The sequence below is a fragment of the Caulobacter sp. P1_D6 genome (assembly GCF_056406095.1).
Map to the genome: position 1 here is coordinate 1 of NZ_JBFUAW010000048.1, position 21819 is coordinate 21819.

A 21819-nucleotide genomic window follows, 5' to 3' on the forward strand; every position below is an offset into this window, starting at 1 on the left:
GGGACCACTCCCCCCACCGGCGCCTTCGCGCCGCCTCCCCCACAGGGGGAGGAACGAGACTAAGCGATCGTCGTCACCAACCCGCCCTCGACCTTCAGCGACGCGCCGTTGGTCGCCGCCGCCAGGGGGCTGGCGACATAGGCCACCAGGCTGGCCACTTCCTGAGGTTCGATCATCCGCTGCAGCAGCGACGACGAGCGATGCTTGGTGAAGAACTCGGTCTCGTGTTCCGCTGTCGTGCCGCCCGGATTGCTGGACACGCTCTTGAGGAAGTCGGCGATGGCCGCCGCGCGGGTCGGGCCGGGCAGGACCGAATTGACCGTCACGCCGGTGCCCTTGGTCTGCTGGGCCATGCCGCGCGCGACCGCCAGCTGGGCGCTCTTGGTCATGCCGTAGTGGACCATCTCGCCGGGGATCGCGAGGCCGCTTTCGCTGGAGATGAAGATCACCCGGCCCCAGTTGCGCTCCAGCATGCCGGGGAAATAGCCGCGCGACAGGCGCACGCCGCTCATCACATTGACCTCGAACAGCCGCAGCCAGTCCTCGTCCGGGATGTCGGCGAAGGCCTTCATCTCGTAGATGCCGAGGTTGTTGACCAGGATGTCGACCTGCGGGACGGCGGCCAGCAACGACGCGGCGCCCTCGGCGGTGGCCGCGTCGGCCAGGACGCCCGAAACGTTCGCGCCGCCCGAGGCGCGGATGTCGCTCACCGCCGCGTCGAGCTTGGCCTGGTCACGGCCGGTGACGAACACCTTGGCGCCCTCCACGGCCAGGGTGCGGGCGATCTCCAGGCCGATGCCGGCGGTCGAGCCGGTGACGAGGGCGGTCTTGTCTTTGAGTTTGAGATCCATCGAGGGACTCCGTTGCGTTCGAGCCCATAACTGGGCATGCGTGGGCAGCGGAGCCATGCCCGCAGGGGCACATGGCTTGTGACTTCAATTCACAAGTCGATCGGACTCAGGCATTGAAATTCAACCTCAGTCCGGGCCTGGGCCACCGCGCCTTATAGAGCTTGCCCGTTCCCGACGCCGTGATCCAGGCGTCGCGCATATCCGCCCCGCCGAAGCAGATGTTGGTGACGATCACATCAGGCACGGCGAAGTGCTCGGTCGTCCCGTCCGGCGAGAAGGCGGTGACGCCGCCGTTGATGATCGTCGCCACGCAGACCTTGCCGTCGGCCTCGACCGCCAGGCTGTCCAGCAGCTGGTAGCCCGGCAGGTTGCAGACCACCCTTCCTGGCTCCAAGGGCGCGGGATCGGCCAACACGCCGGGCGAGGCGATGTCGAACGACCACAGCCGGCCCAGCATGGTGTCGGCCATGTAGACGGTCTTCTCGTCCGGCGAGAGGCCCACGCCGTTGGGCGAGACGAAGTGCTCGCGCCAGCGGACGATCTTCGAGCCGTCGGCCAGGGCGTAGTACAGCGCTCCGTACTTGCGGCCTTCGGGCGTGGTGCAGCCGTGGTCGGTGAACCAGAAGTCGCCCTGCTTGTCGAAGACCAGGTCGTTGGGCCCGACCAGCGGCTTGCCGTCGCATTCGGTGTAGAGCGTCGTGACCTTGCCCGTGGCGAGGTCGACCCGCTGGATCGAGCCGCCGGTGTGTGTGGGCGGGGTGGGGCCGGGCACGTTCAGGCCGCCCATGTCGATGAAGTGGAAGGCCCCGCCGTTGTTGGTGACATAGATCGCCCCGTCCGGGCCGATGGCCGCGCCGTTGGGCCCGCCGGGGACCTCGGCGACGGTCTCCTTGCGGCCGTCCGGATGCACTCGGGTCAGGACCAGGCCCTGGATCTCGGTGAGGATCACCGAGCCGTCGGCCATGGCGATCGGGCCTTCAGGGAATTGCAGGCCCTCGGCGACGAGTTCCAGCTCCATGCGTCTCTCCCTGGATGACGCCTCTAGCGGGCGTGCTTGGGGAGTAAACGGGCGTTTGAACGACGCCGCAAGCCGCGATCGGGGACATGCACTTGTGCGTGTCCCCAGTTCATCCGAGGCGCTGGTGGGGACACGCGCGAGCGCATGTCCCCGGCCTCAGTTCAGATCATAGAGCTCGTAGGCGATCAGCACGCCGTCGCCGCTCAGGAAGGCGCGGCCGTGGGCCGAGCGCACCAGGGCCTCGCGGTCCACCCACTTGGGCGTGGCGTCCGAGGCGTCGGCGCCCTGGGTCGCGCAAGGCACGGTCAGGCGCAGCGTCTGGCGGGGACGGAAGCGCTTGCCCCGCTCGGCCCGGATCGCCCGGCCAAACACGCGGCAGCTGGCGACCTCGCCGCCGTCCAGCGGCCGCACCTTGACCACGTTGAACACCACCACGTCGGTGGCGCCGGCCCGCGCCAGGCTGTCGGTCTGACCCAGGCTGACGTCGGCGAAGGCGGTCTCGGTCGCGCCGACGCCAAGGGCCAGGGCGCAGAGCAGGGCGGTCAGAAGGCGCATCAGCGGCGCTCCAGGACGCGGAAGACGAAGGCGTGATCGTCGTCGGGACCGGCAGGATGCGCCTCGCGACGCACTTCGGTCCAGGCCGCTTCGTCGAAAGCGGGGAAGCTGACGTCGCCTTCGACCTCGGCTTGCACTTCCGTCAGGTAAAGGCGCCTCGCCTTGGGCAGGGCGGTCTCGAACAGGGCCCGGCCGCCGATCACGCAGACCTCGTCGACGCCGTCCTCGGCCGCATGCTCCTTGGCCATCTGCACGGCCTCCAGGAAGCTCTCGCAAACCACCGCCTGAGGCGGCTCGAACGAGCCGTCGCGCGACAGCACGATGTTCATCCGCCCCGGCAGCGGCTTGCGCGGCAGGCTGTCCCAGGTCTTGCGTCCCATGATCACCGGCTTGCCCATCGTGCAGGCCTTGAAAATCTGGAGGTCGGACTTCAATCGCCAGGGCAGGTCGTTGTCGCGGCCGATGACGCCGTTGAGCGAGCGGGCGACGGGGCCGACGGTAAGGATAACGGACATGCCCTGTCTTACCCTTCAACCCCGCAAGATGTCGATGAGTCGACGCTAGCGCGCGGGGGCGGTCAGCACCAACTGCTCGCGCTCGGGCGTCACGCCGGCCAGCCAGACGAGCCGGGAGAGCATGACCACATAGGCTTGCATTCGACCGCGGGTCGCCAGGTCGGCCTTCACCCCGTGGTCGACCGCCGACAGGGTTCCACCGCCCGATCGCGCGCCGACCAGAGGCTGGGCCAGGGCGGCGGAGAGGCCGGCGCCGCTGGACCAGTCGTGGTCCGTCAGCGAGATCGCCTGCAGGGTCGTGAACGGCTTGTCCGCCGAGTCGTCCTTGACGGCGGCCAGGGTCTGCTTGGCGAAGTCGCTGACCGGCTTTCCGTCGGGACCTGTCATGCTCTGGCGCATGGTCAGTTCGTTGGAGCCTTCGATATGCAGCATGGCGATGGTGGATTTGGCCAGCTCGGGGGGCGCGCGTAGCGAGGGGCAGATCTCGCCGGCCGCCAGGTTGCAGACCTCGGTCTTGGCGAGCTCGGCGAACAGGCTGGCGGCCAAGCCCGGCGTCACCTCGTCCAGCACGGCCTCGTCGAAGCGCCAGGCGCCGTCCCGCTGGGCGGCGATCGGCTTGCTCGAGGGAACGCGCGCCTTGATGAAGGCGATGGTCTTGGCGAAGGGCTCGCGCCGAGCCCGCCAGGTGGAGAACAGGTGGCCGTCGCGAGCCTGGAAGGCCATGGCGGTGACTTCCAGCACCGTATCGCCGTCCTTCGGCGTCAGGCAGTAGACGACGACCTGGCCCCAGGCGGGCAGGGCGGGATCGGCGACATCCCGCACGTTCGGCTGGGGGCAGCGCGACCCGATCGAACCGCGCGTGGCCTCCAGCACCTGGACCAGGGTGACGCCCGGCGGCATGGGCGTGACGCTGAAGCCGATCAGGTCGATATAGGCCGCGCCGCCCTGATCCTTGGGCGTGATCTCGCCCAGTTCCGAGCGACCGTTGGCCGAATAGGTCCCGACGAACCAGCCTGGGGGAATGACCGGGACGATGATGGTCGAGCGCAGGCTGGCGGGCGGCGGCGCGGCGGCCTGGACCGTCGTGACGGTCAGCGCCGCGACGAGCGCGCCGGCCAGCGCGCGAAGAACCTGAAACCGCATAAGCATTCCCCGACTTGAGGTCAAAAGCTCTACCACAGGTTCATGACGCGAGAAGAAGGCGACCGCGATCAGCCGCCGAACGGGACCACGATCTGCTGCGCCGAGGCGCGGGCGATCAGCTCGCCGTCGGGGCGTCGGAAGTCGGCCTCGACGTGGATCATGCCCTTGGTCCTGGCGACCACGCGACCTTCCAGCGTCAGCACCTCGGCCTTGCCGACCCGGATGAAGTCGACCCTCAGGTTGCTGGTGCGGAACATGGCGTCGGCGGGCGCGACGGTCATGGCCGCGAAGGCCAGGATCTGATCGGCCAGGGCGGCGATGTAGCCGCCGAACAGCGAGCCGTCGACGTTCAGCAGTTCCGGCGCCGGCGTCCAGGTCTTGCGGACCCAGCCCTCGCCCCAGTCGTCGAGACCGCCCAGCTGAAGCGTTTGAACCACCGGCGGCAGGACGACGTCGCCGCCCTTGATCTGGTCCAGCCGGTCGGTGGCCCAGGTCAAACGGCGACCGCCGCCTTGATGTGCGGGTGGGCCTCGTAGCCTTCCAGCTGGAAGTCCTCGTAGTCGAAGGCGAACAGGTCGCGCTTGTCGGCCATCTTCAGGGTGGGGAAGGGCTTGGGCTCGCGCTGGATCTGTTCGCGGGCCTGCTCCAGGTGGTTCAGGTAGAGGTGGGCGTCGCCGAAGGTGTGGACGAACTCGCCGGGCTCCAGCCCCACGACCTGGGCGACCATGATCGTCAGCAGGGCGTAGGAGGCGATGTTGAACGGCACGCCCAGGAAGACGTCGGCGCTGCGCTGATAGAGCTGGCAGCTGAGTTTGCCGTCGGCGACGAAGAACTGGAACAGGCAGTGGCAGGGCGGCAGGGCCATGTCCTCGACGTCGGCCGGGTTCCAGGCGCTGACGATGTGGCGGCGGCTGTTGGGATTGGTCTTCAGGCCTTCGACCAGGTTGGCGATCTGGTCGATCGACTGGCCGTTCGGCGCGGCCCACGAGCGCCACTGCTTGCCGTAGACGGGACCCAGGTCGCCGTTCTCGTCGGCCCACTCGTCCCAGATCTTGCAGCCGTTGTCCTGCAGGTACTTTACGTTCGTGTCGCCCTTCAGGAACCACAGCAGCTCGACGATGATCGAGCGCAGGTGCAGCTTCTTGGTGGTCAGCACCGGGAAGCCCTTCGACAGGTCGAAGCGGATCTGCCGGCCGAACACGCCCAGCGTGCCGGTGCCCGTGCGGTCGCCGCGCTGGACGCCGTTCTCCAGGATGTCGGCGAGCAGGTTCAGGTACTGCCGCTCGGGATGGTCGGCGGCGGCCTGTTCGGCGTGAATGGCGGTGACGGCGTTCATGGCGCCACTCTCCTACGCGAATCGCCGCGATGGCCAATCACAAAAACGCCCCGCTCGAGGTCTCGGGCGGGGCGTCTTGTCGCGGGTCTGGCGGAGGCTTAGCGCGCCGGCTCGAGACCGGTGTTCAGCACCCAGCCGACATTGTCGTTCTCGTCGGCGACTTCCCACCACAGGCCGTTCTTTTCGCCGGTGGGATAGACGATCGCGCCGGCGGGGAGGGCGCGGATCAGCTTGCCGCCGGCCGCGGCCGTGGCGCGCAGGTTGGTGACCCGGCTGGCCACGAAGGTCTTGGACGGAGCGGCGGCCGCGGCCGTGGTCGTGGTCGACAGCAGGCCCAGGTCGGTCACCAGCTTGGTGTAGCTGTTGATGAACGACAGGGTGATGATCCGGCCGATCTCGGTGTCTTCATAGCCGCCGCCGACCGCGCCGGCGAAGCCGATGCCGCCGCCCGCGCCCCAGCCGATGTCGTTCTTGGCCGCGTAGCCTTCCTGCACGGCCACCGTCTCGGTGGTGCGCACGTTGGTCAGGGACAGCACGGTGTTGGCTTCCAGCTTCTTGGTCTTGATGCCGCCGATCAGGCCGCCGGCCCGGCCGCCGATCAGGCCGCCGATCGCGCCGGCCACAGCGCCGCCGCCCGAATTGCCGTCAGCGGCCTGGACCTCGGCCACCAGCACGTAGTCGGCGGCCTTGATCTGGCCCTGGCCGACGTTGGAGCCGCGCTGCATGCCGAGATTGCCGCCGATGTTGCGCTCGATCTGGGCGGCGTTGAGGCCGGCGCCACGGTCGACCAGGTTGAAGCAGCCCGACTTCTGGACCATCGCCTTCAACAGCTTCTGCGGCGAGGCCAGATTGTACTGCATCCAGCCGCGCGTATCGTCGCCGTCCATGATCGACAGCGTGCCCAGCTTGCGGGCGCAGCGGGGGATTTCGGCGACGGCCTGGGTCTGGAGCTTCTGGGCGTTGCTCGGCTTGGCCTGAGCAAATGCCGATACGGGCGTGACGATGGAAAGCGCGGCGCCCACCGCGAGCAAATACGACAACGATTTCATCATAAGCCTTTGCACTGAACTGACGCTACGGCGCACCCCTAGCGTGTACGGCGTCCCTCGCCAAGGTGAAGGTCAGCCCGCGAAACCGCCTTCATCGAGGAAGGCTTGCTCGGCCGCGGTCGTGGTTCGTCCCAACGCCTTGTTCCGGTGTGGAAAACGGCCGAAGCGGGCAATGATGTCGCGGTGGGCGATCGCCCACTTCAAAGTATCGGCGTCGCCGGTCTCCTTCAGAAGCCCTTCGCAAAGGGCGATGCTGGTCTCCTGGTCGGCCAGTGACTCCGAGTGCTCGTAGGGCAGGTAGAAGAACGGCCGCAGCTCGGGCGCGACGGCCTTGTCATGGCCTGCCGCGAGGGCCGCGGCGGCGATCGCCCGGGCCTTGCCGTCGGTGGCGAAGGCGTGGCCGCTGTCGCGGTAGAGGTTGCGGGGGAACTGGTCCAGCAGGATCAGCAGGGCCAGGGCGCCTTCCGAGTCGGCGGCCCAGGCGTCGTACTTGCCCCGCGCGGCGGCCAGGTGGACGGGCTCGAACTTCAGGCGGATGGCGTCGTCGAAGGCGTCGGACTTGGCGAACCACTTGTCCGGACCGGCGGCGGTCCAGAAACCCAGCACGTCCTGCGGTTTGGCGGTCATGGCGGATCCCCCTGAGGGTGACTTTTGAAACGGACGGCGTCGTTCAAACGCGGTTCATGCAACAGGGACGACACTTGACGCAAGGGATGAGCGATGGGGCCGACATCAGGCCCCTTGGAGCACTTGGAAAGCAATGAAACGTCTGATCACGACGGCGATGGTCCTGTCCTTGCTGGGCGGCGTCGCGGCGGAAGCCGCCGGCGCGGGCCTGGGGCAGGATGGCGCTGAACGCCATGATCGCCAAGGCCGCGAGCGCGGACCAGGAGGCGGCGAGCGTGGCGATGGCGGCGGTTGGCGCCAGCAGCAGCAACAGCAGCCGCAAGCCCAACAACCCCAGCAACAGCCTTCCGGCGGCGGGGATCGCGGCGGCGGCTGGCGTCAGTCGGGCGGCGATCGCGGTGATCGCGGCCCTCGTTCCGACGGGGGCGGCCGCTCGCCCCTGACGCCGCGCCCCCAACCCCAACCGCAACAGGCCGCGCCCGCGCCGCAGGCCCCGAGCCCGCAGCAAGCCCAGGGCCAGCAGCAAGGCCGCGACGGCGGCGGCTGGCGGGGCCAGGGCGGACGTCCCGGCGGCGGCGATCGCGGGGACCAGAACCGGGGCGATCAAAATCGCGGCGACCAGAACCGAGGTGACCAGAACCGTGGCGACCGCAACGGCGGCGACCGGGGCGGCTGGGATCGCAACGCCCAGAACGGCGGTCAGAACGGCGGCTGGGACCGCGGTCCCGGACGCGGCGACCAGGGACGGGGCGATCAAGGTCGCGGCGATCACGGCCGGCCGGGTCAGAACAACGGTCACTACCGCGATCGCGACAACGACCGTCAGCGCTACGACCAGCGTCGCTACCGGCCCTCCTATCGCGCCGCGCAGCGCTACCGGGCCCCGGCCTATCGCTATCCGCGCGGCTTCTATGCGCGGTCCTGGTCGTTCGGCGACTACCTGCCGGGCGGCTGGTACGGCTCATCCTACTATCTGGACGCCTGGCAATTCGGCCTGCCGTATCCGCCCATCGGCTGCGAGTGGGTGCGGGTCGGCAACGACGCCCTGCTGGTCGACGTCTGGAGCGGCCAGGTGCTGAGCGTCTATTACGGCCTGTTCTGGTAGCTTGGCCGTGTGTTGAAAGAAGCCCGGGCGGATCGCCGATCCGCCCGGGCTTTGTCGTTTCGAGCGCCTGTCGTCTGGCCGAGGCTTCGACGGTGAAGTTTTCGACGGGGCGGTGTCGGATCGCGGACGACGGGATCGTCCTAGGGGCGTTGGCGCAATGCCTTCCCCGCCGCGCGACGGCCTCGAAAGGAACGACGATGTTGAAAGCTTCGCCCATGGTCTGGACGGGACGCGTCCTGACCGGCCTGTTCGCCCTGTTCATGCTGGGCGCGTCGGTCCTGCCGAAACTGGCCGGCATGCCGGTGGCGGCCGACACCCTGACGGCGCTGGGCTGGAAGGCCGACTACGTCCTGATGATCGGGCTCATGGAGCTGACCTTCGTCGCGCTCTACCTCTTTCCGCGAACGTCAGTGCTGGGCGCGGTGTTGATGACCGGCCTGTTGGGCGGCGCCATGGCCACCCAGGTCCGGGTCGAGAACCCGCTGTTCAGCCACGAACTGTTCTCGATCTATCTGGGCCTGTTCATGTGGGGCGGCTTGTGGCTGCGCGATCCGGCGCTGCGGGCGCTGTTCCCGTGGCGCAGGGCCTGACGTCCTAGACGTTCGTCGTCGACTTCGCGGCCCGTTCGTCGTCCTTGGTCGCCACGACGCCCTTCAACGCCACATGGGTGATGAAGCCTTCGACCCAGGCGTCGAACTGGGCGACGTGGTCGGTCTCGGTCATCATGTCGTCGGCCTGGTCGTCGGCGTAGGGCTTGCCCTCGCCGAACACCCCGGCGGCCCACAGGGCGTCCGGAACCTCGATCCCGCTGTACCGGCACTGCCAGACCAGGCCCTGGTAGGCCATCTTCTCGTCCTGGTACGGCTCCTGGTCCGGATCAAACCAGTCCTTGCGCTTGACCAGCTTGGGCCGGCCGTCCTCGCCCATCTCGTTGGCCCCGCCGTCGCAATAGGTGAAGAACGCGGCGGTGCGGCCCTCCAGGTGGTTCCTGGTCAGTCGCCGCCACTGGGGCGAGCGCTCCAGGGCCTGGGCCTTCAGCGTGTCCTTCTTGTCGATCAGCTCGGGGCGCGGGTTGCCGCCGGCCGCGCAGACCAGGCGGTCGAACATCAGCTTGAAGTTGGTCGTGGGCCCGTACCAGTTGGTCGGGCCGATGAAGGCCCAGGCGTCGGCCCGGGCCAGGCGGCCGTAGAGGTCCAGGTCCCACATCAGGTCGGGCTGGGTGGTGCTGCGCGGGCCGTAGCAGTTGCAGGGGTACACGCAGAGCGCCATCGACGAGGAGACGCAGGCGTTGCAGGCCTGGATCTTGGGCTTGCCGTGCTGGTTGCCCAGGTCCTCGGTGTCGATCTGCCACTCGGGCGGCAGGGCCGCGGCCATTCGCAGCATCAGGGCCCGCGCCTTGGAGTCCAGGCCCGGGCAGCTGTTGTGGCGCCGCTGCGAACCGGCGATCACCAGCACCCGCAGGGCGCGTTCCTCGCTGGGGTCAGGGGAAACGATGGGGGCGTCTTGAGACGCTTCTTGGGGGCTTGCCATGGCGGTGGAACGCCCCAGCGTCTAAAACGTCGCCACAGAGGCTTTCGGGTCACGGTGTTCTGTCGTCATCGCCTTGACGAAACGGCAAAAAAACGCTCAAACGCCCGGCCTTTGTCGCTTCGCCGTTGCGCGAGGCGGCCTATTTGACCAGTCCTGGAGAAAAAACATGCGCGTCTATTATGATCGCGACGCCGACCTCGCTCGCATCCTGGACAAGAAGATCGCGATCGTAGGCTATGGTTCGCAAGGTCACGCGCACGCTCTCAACCTTCGGGACTCGGGCGCGACCAACGTCGCCGTCGCCCTGCGCGCCGGCTCGCCCACCGCAAAGAAGGCCGAAGGCGAAGGCCTGAAGGTCATGACCGTCGCCGAAGCCGCCGGCTGGGCCGACCTGATCATGATCCTGGCCCCCGACGAGCATCAAGCCGCGATCTACAAGAACGACATCGCGCCCAACATCCGCGACGGCGCGGCCCTGCTGTTCGCCCACGGCCTGAACGTCCACTTCGGCCTGATCGAGCCCAAGGAGACCATCGACGTGCTGATGGTCGCCCCCAAGGGCCCCGGCCACACCGTGCGCGGCGAGTATCAAAAGGGCGGCGGCGTGCCCTGCCTGATCGCGGTGCACCACAACGCCACCGGCAACGCCCTGGACCTCGGCCTGGCCTACGCCTCGGCCATCGGCGGCGGCCGTTCGGGCATCATCGAGACCAACTTCCGCGAGGAATGCGAAACCGACCTGTTCGGCGAGCAGGCCGTCCTGTGCGGCGGCACGGTCGAGCTGGTCCGCGCCGGCTTCGAAGTGCTGGTGGAAGCCGGCTACGCGCCGGAAATGGCCTATTTCGAGTGCCTGCACGAGCTGAAGCTGATCGTCGACCTCATGTACGAAGGCGGCATCGCCAACATGAACTACTCGATCAGCAACACGGCCGAGTACGGCGAGTACGTCACCGGTCCGCGCATCATCACGCCGGAAACCAAGGCCGAGATGAAGCGCGTGCTGGAAGACATTCAGTCGGGCAAGTTCGTCCGCGACTTCATGCTGGAAAACCAGGTCGGCCAGCCGAGCTTCAAGGCGACCCGTCGCCGCTCGGCCGAGCACCAGATCGAGGAAGTCGGCGGCCGCCTGCGCGCCATGATGCCCTGGATCGCCAAGAACAAGCTGGTGGACGTGGCCAAGAACTAGGCTTCGGCTCATCGCTGAAACGACGAACGGCGGGCTCGAAAGGGCCCGCCGTTTTCGTTTTCAGACACCCAGGCTAAGGTTCCGCATCTTTCCTTCAAGGGGCAGTCCCGTGTTCGCGGCGCTCTCAACCTTTGCTTTGATGCTTCTGCTGATCCTCGGCGTCGTCAGAAGCCTGGGCGAGGTCACTAGGCGCTTTCGCATGAATGCGGTGCAGCCAAATGGGCCTCCCGTCTACGAGCTCGTCAAGCGGATCGAGCGGGCTGACGCGGCTCGCGCCCTCGAAATTTTACGCGCAGATCACGGTCTCTTTCGCTTCGACGAAATGAAGTGGCACGGGCCAACCGAGGATCCCTATGAGGATGAAGGCTATTGGTCGCCGACCATGTCTTCCGGACTGTATGATTCAGCCGACGCGGCTGAGCGGGATGCTCGCGCCGAAATACCTTGGCTTCGCGAGATGGCCGGCGCGTAGCGATTATCTCGGCGCCGCGCCGCGTTTTCGTCTACGCGCTTGCGGTTCGCTGCCGCTCGCGTGAAGCTCCCATCGGTCCCGCTGAACGGGATGAGGGGAACGCCCGATGAAACGCCTGCTCGCCGTCATGACCGCCTGCGCCGCCCTGGGGACCGCCGCCGCGCCGGCGTCCGCCGCCGAGGTCGCCTACAAGCTCGACGAGACCCACACCGAGACCAGCTTCGTCATCGACCGCTTCGGCTTCACCTCGGTGATCGGCATCTTCGGCAAGGCGGAAGGCACGATCTGGCTGGACGAGGCCGCGCCCGAGAAGTCGCGCGTCGAGGCCACGGTCAGCGTCGACAGCCTGCAGGCCGGCAACGCGACGCGCGAAGAGCACCTCAAGGGCGAGCGCTGGCTGAACGCGGCCAAGAATCCGACCATGACCTTCAAGTCGACCAAGGTGGAGAAGACCGGCGACACGACGGCCAAGGTCACCGGCGACCTGACGATCATGGGCGTGACCCTGCCGACCACCTTCGACGTCAAGCTGAACAAGCTGGGCTCGGCCCCCAACAACAACAAGAAGCAGGCCGGCTTCACCATCACCGGCTCGATCAGCCGCAAGGCCTTCGGCAGCGCCGGGGCGGCGGGGGTGATCGGCGACGCGGTGGCCATCCGCATCGAGACGCTGGGCGTGGCGCAGCCTTAGGTGGCGTCAGTTAGCTTTACTACGTTGACTTGAATACAATCCAGGGTGAAGTTGCCTTGCGCGTTTCGCGTGTTCCCACTGGAGGGTGTATGACCCGAGTGATGTTTTCCAAGCCGCTGAGACTGGTCTTGGCGCTTGCCGCCGTGGCGGCGGCCACCGCCGTGCAGACGACCGCCGCCCAAGCCTATCCCGAGCCCTGCATGCAGTGGGCCGCAGGGCGATGCGACCGGCTGTACAGCGATCGTTACTCGCCGGAATGGTCGAGCTGCTTCGAGCAGGGCGTCGACTACTGTGAATCCACCCAGCCGGGTCCGCTGCCCCCCGGCCCGTGGCATCCTTGGCCCTAGTCGCGTTGGACGGACGAAGAGGCCTTTGGCGACGATCGCGCCAAGGGCCTTTCCGGTCTCGCAGCGCTCCGAGCCTCTAGCCCAGCACGAACACCGGACCCCAGGCCACCAGGTACTTCCGCGCGCCGGTCGACAGGTGAGGGCGCAGCTGCCAGGCGCCGGGCGGCAGGGTCTGGGCGCCCGGGGCCTCTACATAGGTCTCGATCAGGGCCTCGGCGCCCGGCTCGGACACCGAGAACTGGTCGATGCGCGGCGTGGCGTTCGACAGGGCCGTGGCGATGGCGGCGACCGACGCCACCCGCAGCGGGGCGGGGACGGCCAGGCGGGCCGAGACCTCGGCATAGGCCCCGACCGCGATCACCTCGCGGCCCTGGCGCAGCACGCCGTAGCCGACGTGGGTGAAGCCGGGCGCCAGCAGGTTGGCGCGGTGGCCGGGGCTGGTCTTCCATTGCCCCATGATCTGATCGGGCCGCACCGCCCCGGCCGCGTTCATTCGCTCGGCGATGTTCTCGCCCGGGGCGCCGATCAGGTCGCGGGCCAGCAGGCCCACCCGGGCGGCGGGACCGAAGCCTTCGCGGGTCATGTGGTCGAAGACGCCGGTGCGGACGATGTCGGCGGCGTGGGCGCGGGCCGCCAGGGTCAGGCCGGGATCGGGCGCCAGTTCGGAGAGCCTCTGGCCGCGTCGGAAGATGTCGCCCAGGTCGCGCAGGTCGGTCTCGAAATCGGGATCGAAGTCCCCCCTGTCCTCGGCCAGTTGGCGACGCAGGCGGCGGTCATAGGCCAGCCAGGGGTCGCTGATGGCGGCCCCCGCGGGGTTGGGGGCGAGGCTGGGCATGACCAGGGCGGAAGCGGTCGCGGCGATCAGAGTGCGGCGGTTTGGGGCGATCATGGTCCTCAAGGCGGTTGACAGCGTCCCGTTTCGGCAAGCTCTAAGGGTCTATGAGACCCGTACGTTCCATTTGGCTGGCCGGACCCGAACCTTGGCTTCCCGACGCCGAGGCCCAAGCCGCGCGCCAACGCGCCCTCTGCCTGGACAACGGCTTCACCGGCCTGACCGCTCCCGCCATCGTCGAGACCCAGGCCGACAATGTCGAGATCCAGGCCCGGGAACTCTACGCCGAGAGAATGGCCAAGCTGCGGCAGGCCGACGCCGGGATCATCAATCTGACGCCGTTCCGCGGTCCCTCCTGCGCCAGTGCCGCCGCGTTCGAGGCCGGGGTGCTGGCCGGGCTGGGCCGGCCGGTCATGGCCTATGTGAACGTTTCCGACGAGAGCGAGGCCGAATATGTCGACCGGGTCGAGGTGCATGTCGGCGCCCAGCGCGACGAGCACGGCGTCTGGCGCGACGGCGACGGCTGCGTGGTCGAGGACTTCGGCCTGCCCGAGACCGTGATGCTGTGGGCCGAGGCCCGGCGATTGTTCGTGATCATCACCGACGACCCGCTCCATGACCTGACGGGGCTGGAGATGTGCCTGGAGGCGTTGGCGCTGTACGCGGAGTAGGGCGGCTCACGCACTTGCCCCCACCTGGCGGCTTCGCCGCCTGTCCGCCCCCTAGGGGGCGGAGGAAGGCGGCCGCGAAGCGGCCCGTAGGGGGCAAGTGGTGATGAGCGAGCGCTACCCCGCCGCCAGCGCCGCCCGCGCGGCCTTGGCCGCCGCCACCATGTTGACCAGGGCGGGGCGGACCTCATCCCACTTGCGGGTCTTCAGGCCGCAGTCGGGATTGACCCACAGCTGGCTCGGCGAGAGGCGGCGGCCCGCCGTGGTCAGCAGGGCGACCATCTCCTCCGAGCCCGGCACGCGCGGCGCGTGGATGTCGTAGACGCCAGGCCCGATCTCGGCCGGATAGGCGTAGGCCTCGAAGGCGTCCAGCAGCTCCATCTTCGAGCGCGCGGTCTCGATGGAGATGACGTCGGCGTCCATCGCCCCGATCGCGGCGATGATGTCGTTGAACTCCGAATAGCACATGTGGGTGTGAATCTGGGTCTCGTCGCGGACGCCCGAGGCCGTCAGGCGGAAGGCCTCGACCGCCCAGTCCAGATAGGCCTGACGGTCGGCGCGGCGCAGGGGCAGGCCCTCGCGCAGGGCCGCCTCGTCGATCTGGATGACCTTGGCGCCGGCCGCCTCCAGGTCGGTCACCTCGTCGCGGATCGCCAGGGCGATCTGCCGGCAGGTCTGGCTGCGCGGGATGTCGTCGCGGACGAATGACCACTGCAGGATGGTGACCGGCCCGGTCAGCATGCCCTTCATCGGCCGGTCGGTCAGCGACTGGGCGTAGCGCCACCACTCCACCGTCATCGCCCTGGGCCGCGACACGTCGCCGAAGATGATCGGCGGCCGCACGCAGCGCGAGCCGTATGACTGCACCCAGGCGTGCTTGGTGAACACGAAGCCGGCCAGCTGCTCGCCGAAGTACTGGACCATGTCGTTGCGCTCGAACTCGCCATGCACCAGCACGTCGAGGTCGATCTCCTCCTGCCAGGCCACCGCGGCGGCGGTCTCCTCACGCAGGAACACCTGGTAGTCGGCGTCGGCCAGGGCGCCCTTGGCGTGGGCGCTGCGGGCCTTGCGCACGGCGCTGGTCTGGGGGAACGAGCCGATCGTGGTGGTCGGCAGCGGCGGCAGGTTCAGGCGCGCCTGCTGCAGGACGAGCCGCTGGGTGAACGGAGCGCCGCGCCGGGCGTCGTCCGACGTCACGGCCGCCAGCCGGGCCTGGACGGCCGGCTCGTGGATGCTGGGCGAGGCGCGACGGGCGGCGGCGGCCTTGGAGGCAGCCTCGAGGGCGGGGCGGACGGCGTCGCGACCTTCGTTCAGGGCCTTGGCCAGGACGGCCAGCTCCTCGATCTTCTGGACGGCGAAGGCCAGCCATTGGCGGACCTCCGGATCCAGGGCCGTCTCCAGCTCCAGGTCGATCGGCGTGTGCAGCAGCGAGCACGACGGGGCCAGGACGACGCGGTCGCCGCCGCGCTTGGAGACGATCGGGTCCAGCCGGTCGAGCAGGGCCTCCAGGTCGGCGCGCCAGACGTTGCGGCCGTCGATCACGCCCAGCGACAGCACCAGGCCTTCGCGGGCCGCCGACAGCACGGCGTCCAGTTGCTCGGGCGCGCGGGCCAGATCGACGTGCAGGCCGTCGACCGGCAGGTTGGCGGCTGTCGACAGGTTGTCGCCATAGGCCCCGAAATAGCTGGTCAGCATGATGCGCAGGCCCGGCGTGGCGTGGGTCAGCACGCCATAGGCCCGACGCAGTTCACCGCGCTCGAACTCGGTCAGGTCCAGCGCCAGGCAGGGCTCGTCGATCTGCACCCAGTCGGCGCCGGCCGCCATCAGGCGCTGCAGGACCTCGACATAGACGGGGATCAGCGAGGACAGCAGCGACAGCGTCGAGAAGTCCGGATCACGGGTCTTGGCGAGCTTCAGGAAGGTGACCGGACCCAGCAGCACCGGGCGGGTGCGGATCCCCAGGGCCTTGGCTTCCAGGAACTCGTCGATCGGCTTGGTCGAGGACAAGGCGAAGACCTGGCCGCGCGACACCTCGGGGGTCAGGTAGTGGTAGTTGGTGTCGAACCACTTGGTCATCTCCATGGCGGGCAAGCCGGCGCCATGGGCGTGGAGATGGCCGTGCTCGCAGACCTCGGCCTGGCCCTGGGTCCCCCGCGCCATGGCGAAGTAGGTCGCGGTGTCGACCGGTCCGCCGGCCTGGCCGTAGGCGGCCGGGATGGCGCCGACCATCACGCTGGCGTCCAGCACGTGGTCGTAGAGCGAGAAGTCGTTGCTGGGCACGTGATCCACGCCCAGGGCCTTCTGGCGGGCCCAGGCCTTGGCGCGCAGCTCGGCGGCCGCGGCCAGCAGGGAAGGGGCGTCGAGCTTGCCGGCCCAGTGGTCCTCGAGCGCGAGCTTCAGCTCGCGGCGGGGGCCGATACGGGGAAAGCCCAGGGTGGCGACGGTGACGGTCATTTCAAAAAGCCTCTGCCGGTGTGATGGCGGGAGGCTGATCGGGGCGCGCGGTCGGCCGCGCACGGGTGCTCACGCCCCGGTCACGCCTTGCAAGCGACCAGACCGGGCACCCCGCCGGAGGACGTTATCTGTCGGGGCAGGTCTCCTGGCTCACGGGTCAGCGCCCCTGTCCTGGCCTTCCCGACACGCCACCGATCCAGCTTCGGCGCGTCAGTGACACGTAACGGACAGCGGCTCGCCGCTCACAGTTGCGGGGGCAGCGCCGGATTCGGGTTTTCAGGCCCTCACCGACTTCCCTCTTAGCTCCGTACGCGAACGTCCGCAGACCACGACGAACCTAGGAAGCGCCCGTTCCGCCCGATCGTCAAGAGGGATATAAAGATATCCTTATATGATTTTCCGAGCGTCGGAGGAAGAAGCGAAAGAATGGGATCGACCGGTCAGGCGGGGGCGATCACAATGTCTTCCAATCTGGTAGGATTTAAAGCGCGTGAGACCTTCATCGACCATCGCCGTCGTCGGCGCCGGCTTCAGCGGCGTCATGACGGCCCTTCATCTGCTGCGCCAGGACGCCGCCGTGAAGGTCGTGCTGGTCGAGCGCCGCAGTCCGCTGGGCCTTGGAGCGGCCTACGCGACCGACAATCCGCGCCATCGGCTCAATGTCCGGGCCGGCAACATGAGCGCGTGGCCGGATCAGCCCAACGCGTTCGTCGACTGGCTGGCGGCTCAGGGGCGCGACGTGGGGCCGGGCGGATTCGCGACCCGCGCAGATTACGGCGCCTACCTCCAGAGCCTGTTGGCCGCGGTCGCCGAGGGGCCCGCGGCGGCGGGCCGCCTGGTGATCACGCCCGACGAGATCACCGCGATCACCCGCTCCGGCGACGGCTGGCGCCTTACCTGCGGGATGGGGCGCACGCTGAGCGCGGACGCGGTGGTGCTGGCGCTCGGCAACCCGCCGCCGTCGCGGCCCGAGGGTGTCGATCGGGACTTCGCCGAATCCGATCTCTACGTCGCCGATCCGTGGCGCTGGGAGGCGCGCGTTCCGGAGGGAGACGCGCCGATCCTGCTTCTGGGCTCCGGCCTGACCATGGTCGACCTGGCCCTGGCCCTGGACGAGGCGCGCCCCGGACAGTCCTTCGTCGCCCTGTCGCGACGCGGACTGACCCCACTACGGCACGACGGCGCGCCGCCGGTCACGCTTCCGCCGCCGCCGTCGCCTCTGGCGGGACCGTCGCGGACCCTGGCCTGGCTGCGGTCGGCGGCGGAGCGGCATGGGTGGCGCACCGCCATCGACGCCCTTCGGCCCGTGACCAAGGCGCTGTGGCGCGGCTGGAGCCTCCAGCAGCGGACCCGTTTCCTGCGCCACGGGCGGGCGTTCTGGGATGTGCACCGGCATCGCCTGGCCCCTCAGGTGGCGGCGCATATCGACCACATGCGCCGGACGGGACGCCTGAGGGTCATCGCGGGGCGGCTGGAGCGCGTCGACGCCGCCCGGGATCAAGGTTTCGCCGTGACCTGGCGTCCACGCGGCTCGGCGCGATCCGAGCGGTTCGAGGCCGGCCTGCTGGTCAACTGCACCGGTCCGGCGGCGAGCCTGGCGCGATCGTCCGAACCCTTGCTGGCGTCGCTGTCGGAACAGGGGCTGGTCCGGCCCGATCCCTTGGGTCTGGGCGTCGATGTGGACGTCGATCATCGCGTGATCGCCGTGTCCGGCCAGGCGCAGCCCACGCTGTTCGCGGTCGGGCCGATGACGCGCGGCGCGCTCTGGGAAATCAACGCCGTGCCGGACATCCGCGTCCAGGCCGTCGAGGTCGCCCAGGGCGTGATCCGGGCGCTGCGATGACGCCGCGCGTCACCAGCCCAGGGCCGAGTCGCCGCGCAGGATCGCCTCGGCCGCCGCTGAATGGCCCGCGCCCTCGCGCTCATGCAGCACCAGAGGCGGCAGAAGGACCAGCGGCGCCTTGCCGGTCTTGATCGCCCGCACGATCACCCGCTTGGCCGGAGCGTCGGCGAAGGGGGCGACGGGGCGGATCTTGAACGAGCCGGCCTTGGGCGCCAGCAACGCGAGAATGTCGGCCAGTCGGTCGGCGCGGTGGATCAGGGTGATGGTCCCGCCCTCGCGCACCGCCTTCAGGCAGAACGCCGTCCAGGCCGCCAGCCCGCCGTCGGCCATCCAGGCGCCGGATTTCTCGGGGGAGGGCGCGCGCAAAGCGGCGGGATCGTCGAAAAAGGGCGGATTGCTGATCGCCGCGTCGAACACCGGCAGGTCCAGGGCGCGAAAGCCGCGCTCGACGTCGCCGCCGACGATCTCGACGCGATCGGTCATTTCGTTGAGCGCGACATTGCCCCAGGCCAGGTCGGCGGCCGCGGGATCGCGCTCCAGCCCGACGAATCGGGCTTCCGGACGCCGGCTCGCCGCCGCCAGCAGGGCGCCGCCGACCCCGCAACCGGCCTCGATCACCCGTTCGCCGGGATTCGCGTCGCAGGCCGCCGCCAGCAGGGCCGCGTCCATGCCCGCGCGATAGCCCGCCACGGGCTGGCGCAGCCTTACGCGGCCGTTCAGGACGGCGTCTTCGGTGACCCCCGAGGGTTCCGGAGGGGCTGGTATCTCGTCCGGCAACGTTTCAAGCCTTGTGCTCGCCTTGACCCTGACCTATCCCGCCAGCATTGTCGCTCGCAACGGCTGATCAAGCCCAAGGGACGCGAGGCGCACGCCGACCGCCGGCGGGCGTCAGCAGGGAGAGTATGGTTTTGGACGCAGCTGCAGCGACCCTCGCCCGGGAGCCGGGATCGGTGGATCGTCTCGTGCGGCTGGCCGCCGCCGACATGGCCGGGGTCGACGCCCTGATCACCGCGCGCATGCAGAGCGAGGTTCCGGTCATTCCCGCCCTGGCCGAGCACCTGATCGCCGCCGGCGGCAAGCGCCTGCGTCCGCTGCTGACCGTGGCCGCCGCCCGCCTGGCCGGGTCGGACAACGCCGCCTGCCTGAAGCTGGCCGCCGCCGTCGAGTTCATCCACACCGCCACCCTGCTGCACGACGACGTGGTCGACGGCAGCCAGCTGCGGCGCGGCAAGGTCGCGGCCCACCTGATCTGGGGCGCGGCCCAAAGCGTGCTGGTCGGCGACTTCCTGTTCGCCCGGGCCTTCGAGCTCATGGTGGAAACAAGTTCGATGAAGGCGCTGGAAATCCTGGCCAAGGCCAGCCGCGTCATCGCCGAGGGCGAGGTGCTGCAGCTCACCCGCAGCCACGACCTGAACCTGAGCCAAGCGCTGTATCTGGAGATCATTTCCGCCAAGACCGCCGAACTGTTCGCGGCGGCGTCGGAAGCCGGCGGCGTCTCGGCAGGCGTGTCACCGGACCAATCCGACAATCTGCGCGCCTATGGCATGAACCTCGGGATCGCCTTCCAGCTGGCCGACGACGCCCTGGACTACGGCGGCGCCACCGAAGCCCTGGGCAAGAACGCCGGCGACGACTTCCGCGAAGGCAAGGCCACCCTGCCGCTGCTGCTGGCCATCGCCCGCTCGGGTCCGCGCGAGGCCGAGTTCTGGGAGCGGGCCATCGGCCGCCGCGAGCAGACCGAAGCCGACTTCCGCCGGGCCCGCGAGCTGATCGTCGGCACCGGGGCCCTGGAGGCCACGCTCGACCTGGCCGCCAGCTACGCCGACAAGGCCAAGGCGGCGCTGTCGGGCTTCCCGGCCAACGACTGGCGCGCCAGCCTGGAAAGCCTGGCCGACTTCGCGGTCAGCCGGCGAACCTGACATGACCTGGGCGGGGGGGAACAAGACCAGCAACATGCTTCCGCTGCCGCCGGAAGGTCCGCTGCCGTCCCTGAACACCGTCCTGAAGGCCACGCCGGAAAATCCCAGCGGGGATCCCCACGGTCATGCCCATCAGGCCGGCGAAGCCGCTGGCCAAGTGATCGGCGGCGGCCTGGGCGTTGTGGTCGGCTTCGGCATCCTGTTGCTGATGTTCGGCCCGATCCTGTGGGCCCCGCTGTGGGCGGCCTTCTCGGCGGCCGTGCGGGTCAAGGCCCTGGCGCACAACGGCTGGCTGACGGCCGGGGCGGCGATCGCCGCCGGCCTGGCCGTGGCCTTCGTGCAGTTCCTGCTGCTGGTCCAGAAGAGCCCGCTGCTGCGCTATCCGGCCGTGCTGCTGTTCTCGCTGGCCTGGGTGGGCGGGCTGTGGCTGGAGCTGACCGCCCCGCCGCACAACTGGCTGGTCCCACCGCCCTGGCACGCGCCGGGGCCGTGGGCGATGGGCGTCGTGGGCGTCGGCACGGTGATCTATGCCGGCCTCTACCTGCTGATCCTCACGCGCTTCGGCAAGGGCCGGTGGGCGCGCAAGTGGCAGCTGATCAAGTAGGCCGAAGCGCTCTGCGTCCTTCGAGGCCCGCTAGCGGGCGCCTCAGGATGAGGAGCTTTGTTGCTGCTGAATTCCTCTTCCTGAGGTGCGAGGCGAAGCCGAGCCTCGAAGGACGCAGGGCGCTCTAGCCCTTCGCCTTCAGGCACAGATCCAGGTGGGTGCCGTTGTCGTCCTCGACGTGACGCTTCCAGGCCGCGTCGACATTGGCGATCACCTCGGCGGGCGTCGCGCCCTTCACGGCCTCGCGCTTCTTCTTGCGGTGCAGGATCTCGACGCCGTAGCCCAGGTCCAGGAAGAAGCTCAGCAGGGCCGAACCCTCGGCGCGCGAGGTCTCGGCCTGGAAGCGCGGCGAATATTCCAGGAAGGTGATCGGCTTCTGGTCGGTCATGAAGGCCTTGGCGCCCATGAAAGCGCGATATTCCATGCCCTCGATGTCGATCTTCATCACGTCGACCTTCCCCAGTTCCCCGCGTAGCAGGTCGATCGGCACGACCGGCGCGAAATCGTAGTCGCTCAGGTCGTCCGGCGCGGCCTGGCCCGAGGGCTCCAGCTGGTGGTTGTTGTGCATGGTCTGGCGACGCAGGAAGGCCGTCTCCAGCTTGTCGGACACGCCCACCAGGATCAGGCGGATGTTGTCGATGGCGTTGGTCTTGGCGCTTTCGAGGATCACCCGGCCGTTGCCGGGGCTCATCTCGATGGCGATCACCCGGCCGGTCGGCCCGACCTTCTTGCCGGCCGGCAGGGCGAAGGCGCCCCAGCTGGCGCCGACATCCAACACGGTCATGCCGGGCTTCAGGGTCTGCAGGAAATAGTCCAGCACCCAGGGCTCGTAGTCCTTGCCGTCCAGCAGCTGCTTGGTGATCACCCAGTGGTCGGGCATGCGGAACGTGCAGCCGCGGAACTTCACCGAAGTGGGGACGGGGGCGGCGCCGACCGGCAGCGAGATCGCCCGGTGCTTCTTCTTGCGGAACAGACCCATGGAGCCCTCGTGCGGCGCGGCGCTTTGGAATCAAGCGCGGCGGCTTTGTTTCTGGGCCGACACATAGCGATAGCTTGTGGCAAGGTCACGTCCGC

General features: G+C 68.9%; 24 protein-coding genes and 1 riboswitch. Of the genes, 10 read left to right on the forward strand and 14 right to left on the reverse strand.

Annotated elements, in window-relative coordinates:
• Window positions 1–59: 59 nt before the first annotated feature.
• The 9 genes from AC1DYP_RS21950 to AC1DYP_RS21990 all read right to left on the reverse strand — a co-directional run bounded on the left by AC1DYP_RS21950 (window position 60) and on the right by AC1DYP_RS21990 (window position 7094).
• Window positions 60–851 carry an SDR family NAD(P)-dependent oxidoreductase gene (locus AC1DYP_RS21950; RefSeq protein WP_477048117.1) on the reverse strand — a complete coding sequence of 264 codons (792 nt, stop codon included), beginning with the start codon at window positions 849–851 and terminating at the stop codon, window positions 60–62.
• Window positions 852–957: 106 nt separating this feature from the next.
• Window positions 958–1869: an SMP-30/gluconolactonase/LRE family protein gene (locus tag AC1DYP_RS21955; RefSeq protein WP_477048118.1), complete on the reverse strand. Its 912-nt coding sequence runs from the start codon at window positions 1867–1869 to the stop codon at window positions 958–960.
• A 156-nt stretch (window positions 1870–2025) separates the two neighbouring features.
• Window positions 2026–2424, reverse strand: coding sequence for a hypothetical protein (locus tag AC1DYP_RS21960; protein WP_477048119.1), 399 nt, complete (start codon window positions 2422–2424; stop codon window positions 2026–2028).
• Window positions 2424–2939, reverse strand: coding sequence for a dihydrofolate reductase (locus AC1DYP_RS21965; RefSeq protein WP_477048120.1), 516 nt, complete (start codon window positions 2937–2939; stop codon window positions 2424–2426). The genes AC1DYP_RS21960 and AC1DYP_RS21965 overlap by 1 nt, the downstream gene beginning before the upstream one ends.
• 45 nt (window positions 2940–2984) lie before the next feature.
• Window positions 2985–4088 (reverse strand): hypothetical protein, encoded by a 1104-nt coding sequence (locus AC1DYP_RS21970; RefSeq protein ID WP_477048121.1) that lies wholly within the window; start codon window positions 4086–4088, stop codon window positions 2985–2987.
• A gap of 62 nt (window positions 4089–4150) precedes the next feature.
• Window positions 4151–4579 (reverse strand): PaaI family thioesterase, encoded by a 429-nt coding sequence (locus AC1DYP_RS21975; RefSeq protein ID WP_477048122.1) that lies wholly within the window; start codon window positions 4577–4579, stop codon window positions 4151–4153.
• A complete protein-coding gene (locus AC1DYP_RS21980) occupies window positions 4576–5418 on the reverse strand; it encodes a thymidylate synthase (protein ID WP_477048123.1) in 843 nt (280 codons plus the stop codon). Before AC1DYP_RS21980 ends, AC1DYP_RS21975 begins: the two co-directional genes overlap by 4 nt.
• Window positions 5419–5516: 98 nt before the next feature.
• On the reverse strand, window positions 5517–6467 hold the full coding sequence (locus tag AC1DYP_RS21985; RefSeq protein ID WP_477048124.1) for an SH3 domain-containing protein: 951 nt from the start codon (window positions 6465–6467) through the stop codon (window positions 5517–5519).
• Window positions 6468–6539: 72 nt separating this feature from the next.
• Window positions 6540–7094 (reverse strand): DUF924 family protein, encoded by a 555-nt coding sequence (locus tag AC1DYP_RS21990; protein WP_477048125.1) that lies wholly within the window; start codon window positions 7092–7094, stop codon window positions 6540–6542.
• A 133-nt stretch (window positions 7095–7227) separates the two neighbouring features.
• Here AC1DYP_RS21990 and AC1DYP_RS21995 point away from each other — a divergent pair, with 133 nt between their 5' ends.
• Together AC1DYP_RS21995 and AC1DYP_RS22000 are read left to right on the forward strand one after the other, a co-directional pair.
• Entirely contained in the window at window positions 7228–8199 is a 972-nt protein-coding gene (locus tag AC1DYP_RS21995) for an RcnB family protein (protein WP_477048126.1), read from the forward strand.
• 197 nt (window positions 8200–8396) lie between these two features.
• Entirely contained in the window at window positions 8397–8789 is a 393-nt protein-coding gene (locus AC1DYP_RS22000) for a DoxX family protein (RefSeq protein ID WP_477048127.1), read from the forward strand.
• 4 nt (window positions 8790–8793) lie between these two features.
• On the opposite strand, the gene AC1DYP_RS22005 is transcribed toward AC1DYP_RS22000, so the two are convergent.
• On the reverse strand, window positions 8794–9729 hold the full coding sequence (locus AC1DYP_RS22005) for an NAD(P)H-dependent oxidoreductase (protein WP_477048128.1): 936 nt from the start codon (window positions 9727–9729) through the stop codon (window positions 8794–8796).
• A 166-nt stretch (window positions 9730–9895) separates the two neighbouring features.
• Here AC1DYP_RS22005 and ilvC point away from each other — a divergent pair, with 166 nt between their 5' ends.
• The 4 genes from ilvC (at window position 9896) to AC1DYP_RS22025 (ending at window position 12425) form a co-directional block, all read left to right on the forward strand.
• Window positions 9896–10915, forward strand: coding sequence for a ketol-acid reductoisomerase (gene ilvC / locus AC1DYP_RS22010; protein ID WP_477048129.1), 1020 nt, complete (start codon window positions 9896–9898; stop codon window positions 10913–10915).
• 109 nt (window positions 10916–11024) lie between these two features.
• Complete coding sequence (locus tag AC1DYP_RS22015) at window positions 11025–11387, forward strand: hypothetical protein (protein WP_477048130.1); 363 nt, start codon at window positions 11025–11027, stop codon at window positions 11385–11387.
• Window positions 11388–11493: 106 nt separating this feature from the next.
• Complete coding sequence (locus tag AC1DYP_RS22020; RefSeq protein WP_477048131.1) at window positions 11494–12078, forward strand: YceI family protein; 585 nt, start codon at window positions 11494–11496, stop codon at window positions 12076–12078.
• Window positions 12079–12167: 89 nt separating this feature from the next.
• Window positions 12168–12425, forward strand: a complete 258-nt coding sequence (locus tag AC1DYP_RS22025) for a hypothetical protein (RefSeq protein ID WP_477048132.1) — start codon at window positions 12168–12170, stop codon at window positions 12423–12425.
• A gap of 76 nt (window positions 12426–12501) precedes the next feature.
• Here the strand turns inward: AC1DYP_RS22025 and AC1DYP_RS22030 are convergent, their stop codons facing one another.
• Window positions 12502–13314, reverse strand: a complete 813-nt coding sequence (locus AC1DYP_RS22030; protein ID WP_477048133.1) for a CAP domain-containing protein — start codon at window positions 13312–13314, stop codon at window positions 12502–12504.
• Window positions 13315–13364: 50 nt separating this feature from the next.
• Between AC1DYP_RS22030 and AC1DYP_RS22035 the strand changes: the two genes are divergently transcribed.
• Window positions 13365–13928 (forward strand): nucleoside 2-deoxyribosyltransferase, encoded by a 564-nt coding sequence (locus AC1DYP_RS22035; RefSeq protein WP_477048134.1) that lies wholly within the window; start codon window positions 13365–13367, stop codon window positions 13926–13928.
• Between the two features lie 114 nt (window positions 13929–14042).
• On the opposite strand, the gene metE is transcribed toward AC1DYP_RS22035, so the two are convergent.
• Complete coding sequence (metE, locus tag AC1DYP_RS22040; protein ID WP_477048135.1) at window positions 14043–16379, reverse strand: 5-methyltetrahydropteroyltriglutamate--homocysteine S-methyltransferase; 2337 nt, start codon at window positions 16377–16379, stop codon at window positions 14043–14045.
• Between the two features lie 118 nt (window positions 16380–16497).
• Window positions 16498–16725: riboswitch (cobalamin riboswitch) on the reverse strand.
• A gap of 144 nt (window positions 16726–16869) precedes the next feature.
• Between metE and AC1DYP_RS22045 the strand changes: the two genes are divergently transcribed.
• Window positions 16870–18222, forward strand: coding sequence for an FAD/NAD(P)-binding protein (locus AC1DYP_RS22045; protein ID WP_477048136.1), 1353 nt, complete (start codon window positions 16870–16872; stop codon window positions 18220–18222).
• Window positions 18223–18231: 9 nt separating this feature from the next.
• Here AC1DYP_RS22045 and AC1DYP_RS22050 read toward each other — a convergent pair whose 3' ends face one another.
• Window positions 18232–18999 carry a tRNA1(Val) (adenine(37)-N6)-methyltransferase gene (locus tag AC1DYP_RS22050; protein WP_477048137.1) on the reverse strand — a complete coding sequence of 256 codons (768 nt, stop codon included), beginning with the start codon at window positions 18997–18999 and terminating at the stop codon, window positions 18232–18234.
• Between the two features lie 131 nt (window positions 19000–19130).
• On the opposite strand from AC1DYP_RS22050, the gene AC1DYP_RS22055 reads away from it, so the two are divergent.
• The gene (locus tag AC1DYP_RS22055) at window positions 19131–20141 is read left to right on the forward strand and encodes a polyprenyl synthetase family protein (RefSeq protein WP_477048148.1); all 1011 of its coding nucleotides are present in this window, start codon (window positions 19131–19133) and stop codon (window positions 20139–20141) included.
• A gap of 1 nt (window position 20142) precedes the next feature.
• Window positions 20143–20745 carry a hypothetical protein gene (locus AC1DYP_RS22060; RefSeq protein ID WP_477048138.1) on the forward strand — a complete coding sequence of 201 codons (603 nt, stop codon included), beginning with the start codon at window positions 20143–20145 and terminating at the stop codon, window positions 20743–20745.
• A gap of 124 nt (window positions 20746–20869) precedes the next feature.
• Here AC1DYP_RS22060 and AC1DYP_RS22065 read toward each other — a convergent pair whose 3' ends face one another.
• The gene (locus AC1DYP_RS22065) at window positions 20870–21724 is read right to left on the reverse strand and encodes an FkbM family methyltransferase (RefSeq protein ID WP_477048139.1); all 855 of its coding nucleotides are present in this window, start codon (window positions 21722–21724) and stop codon (window positions 20870–20872) included.
• Window positions 21725–21819: the final 95 nt, after the last annotated feature.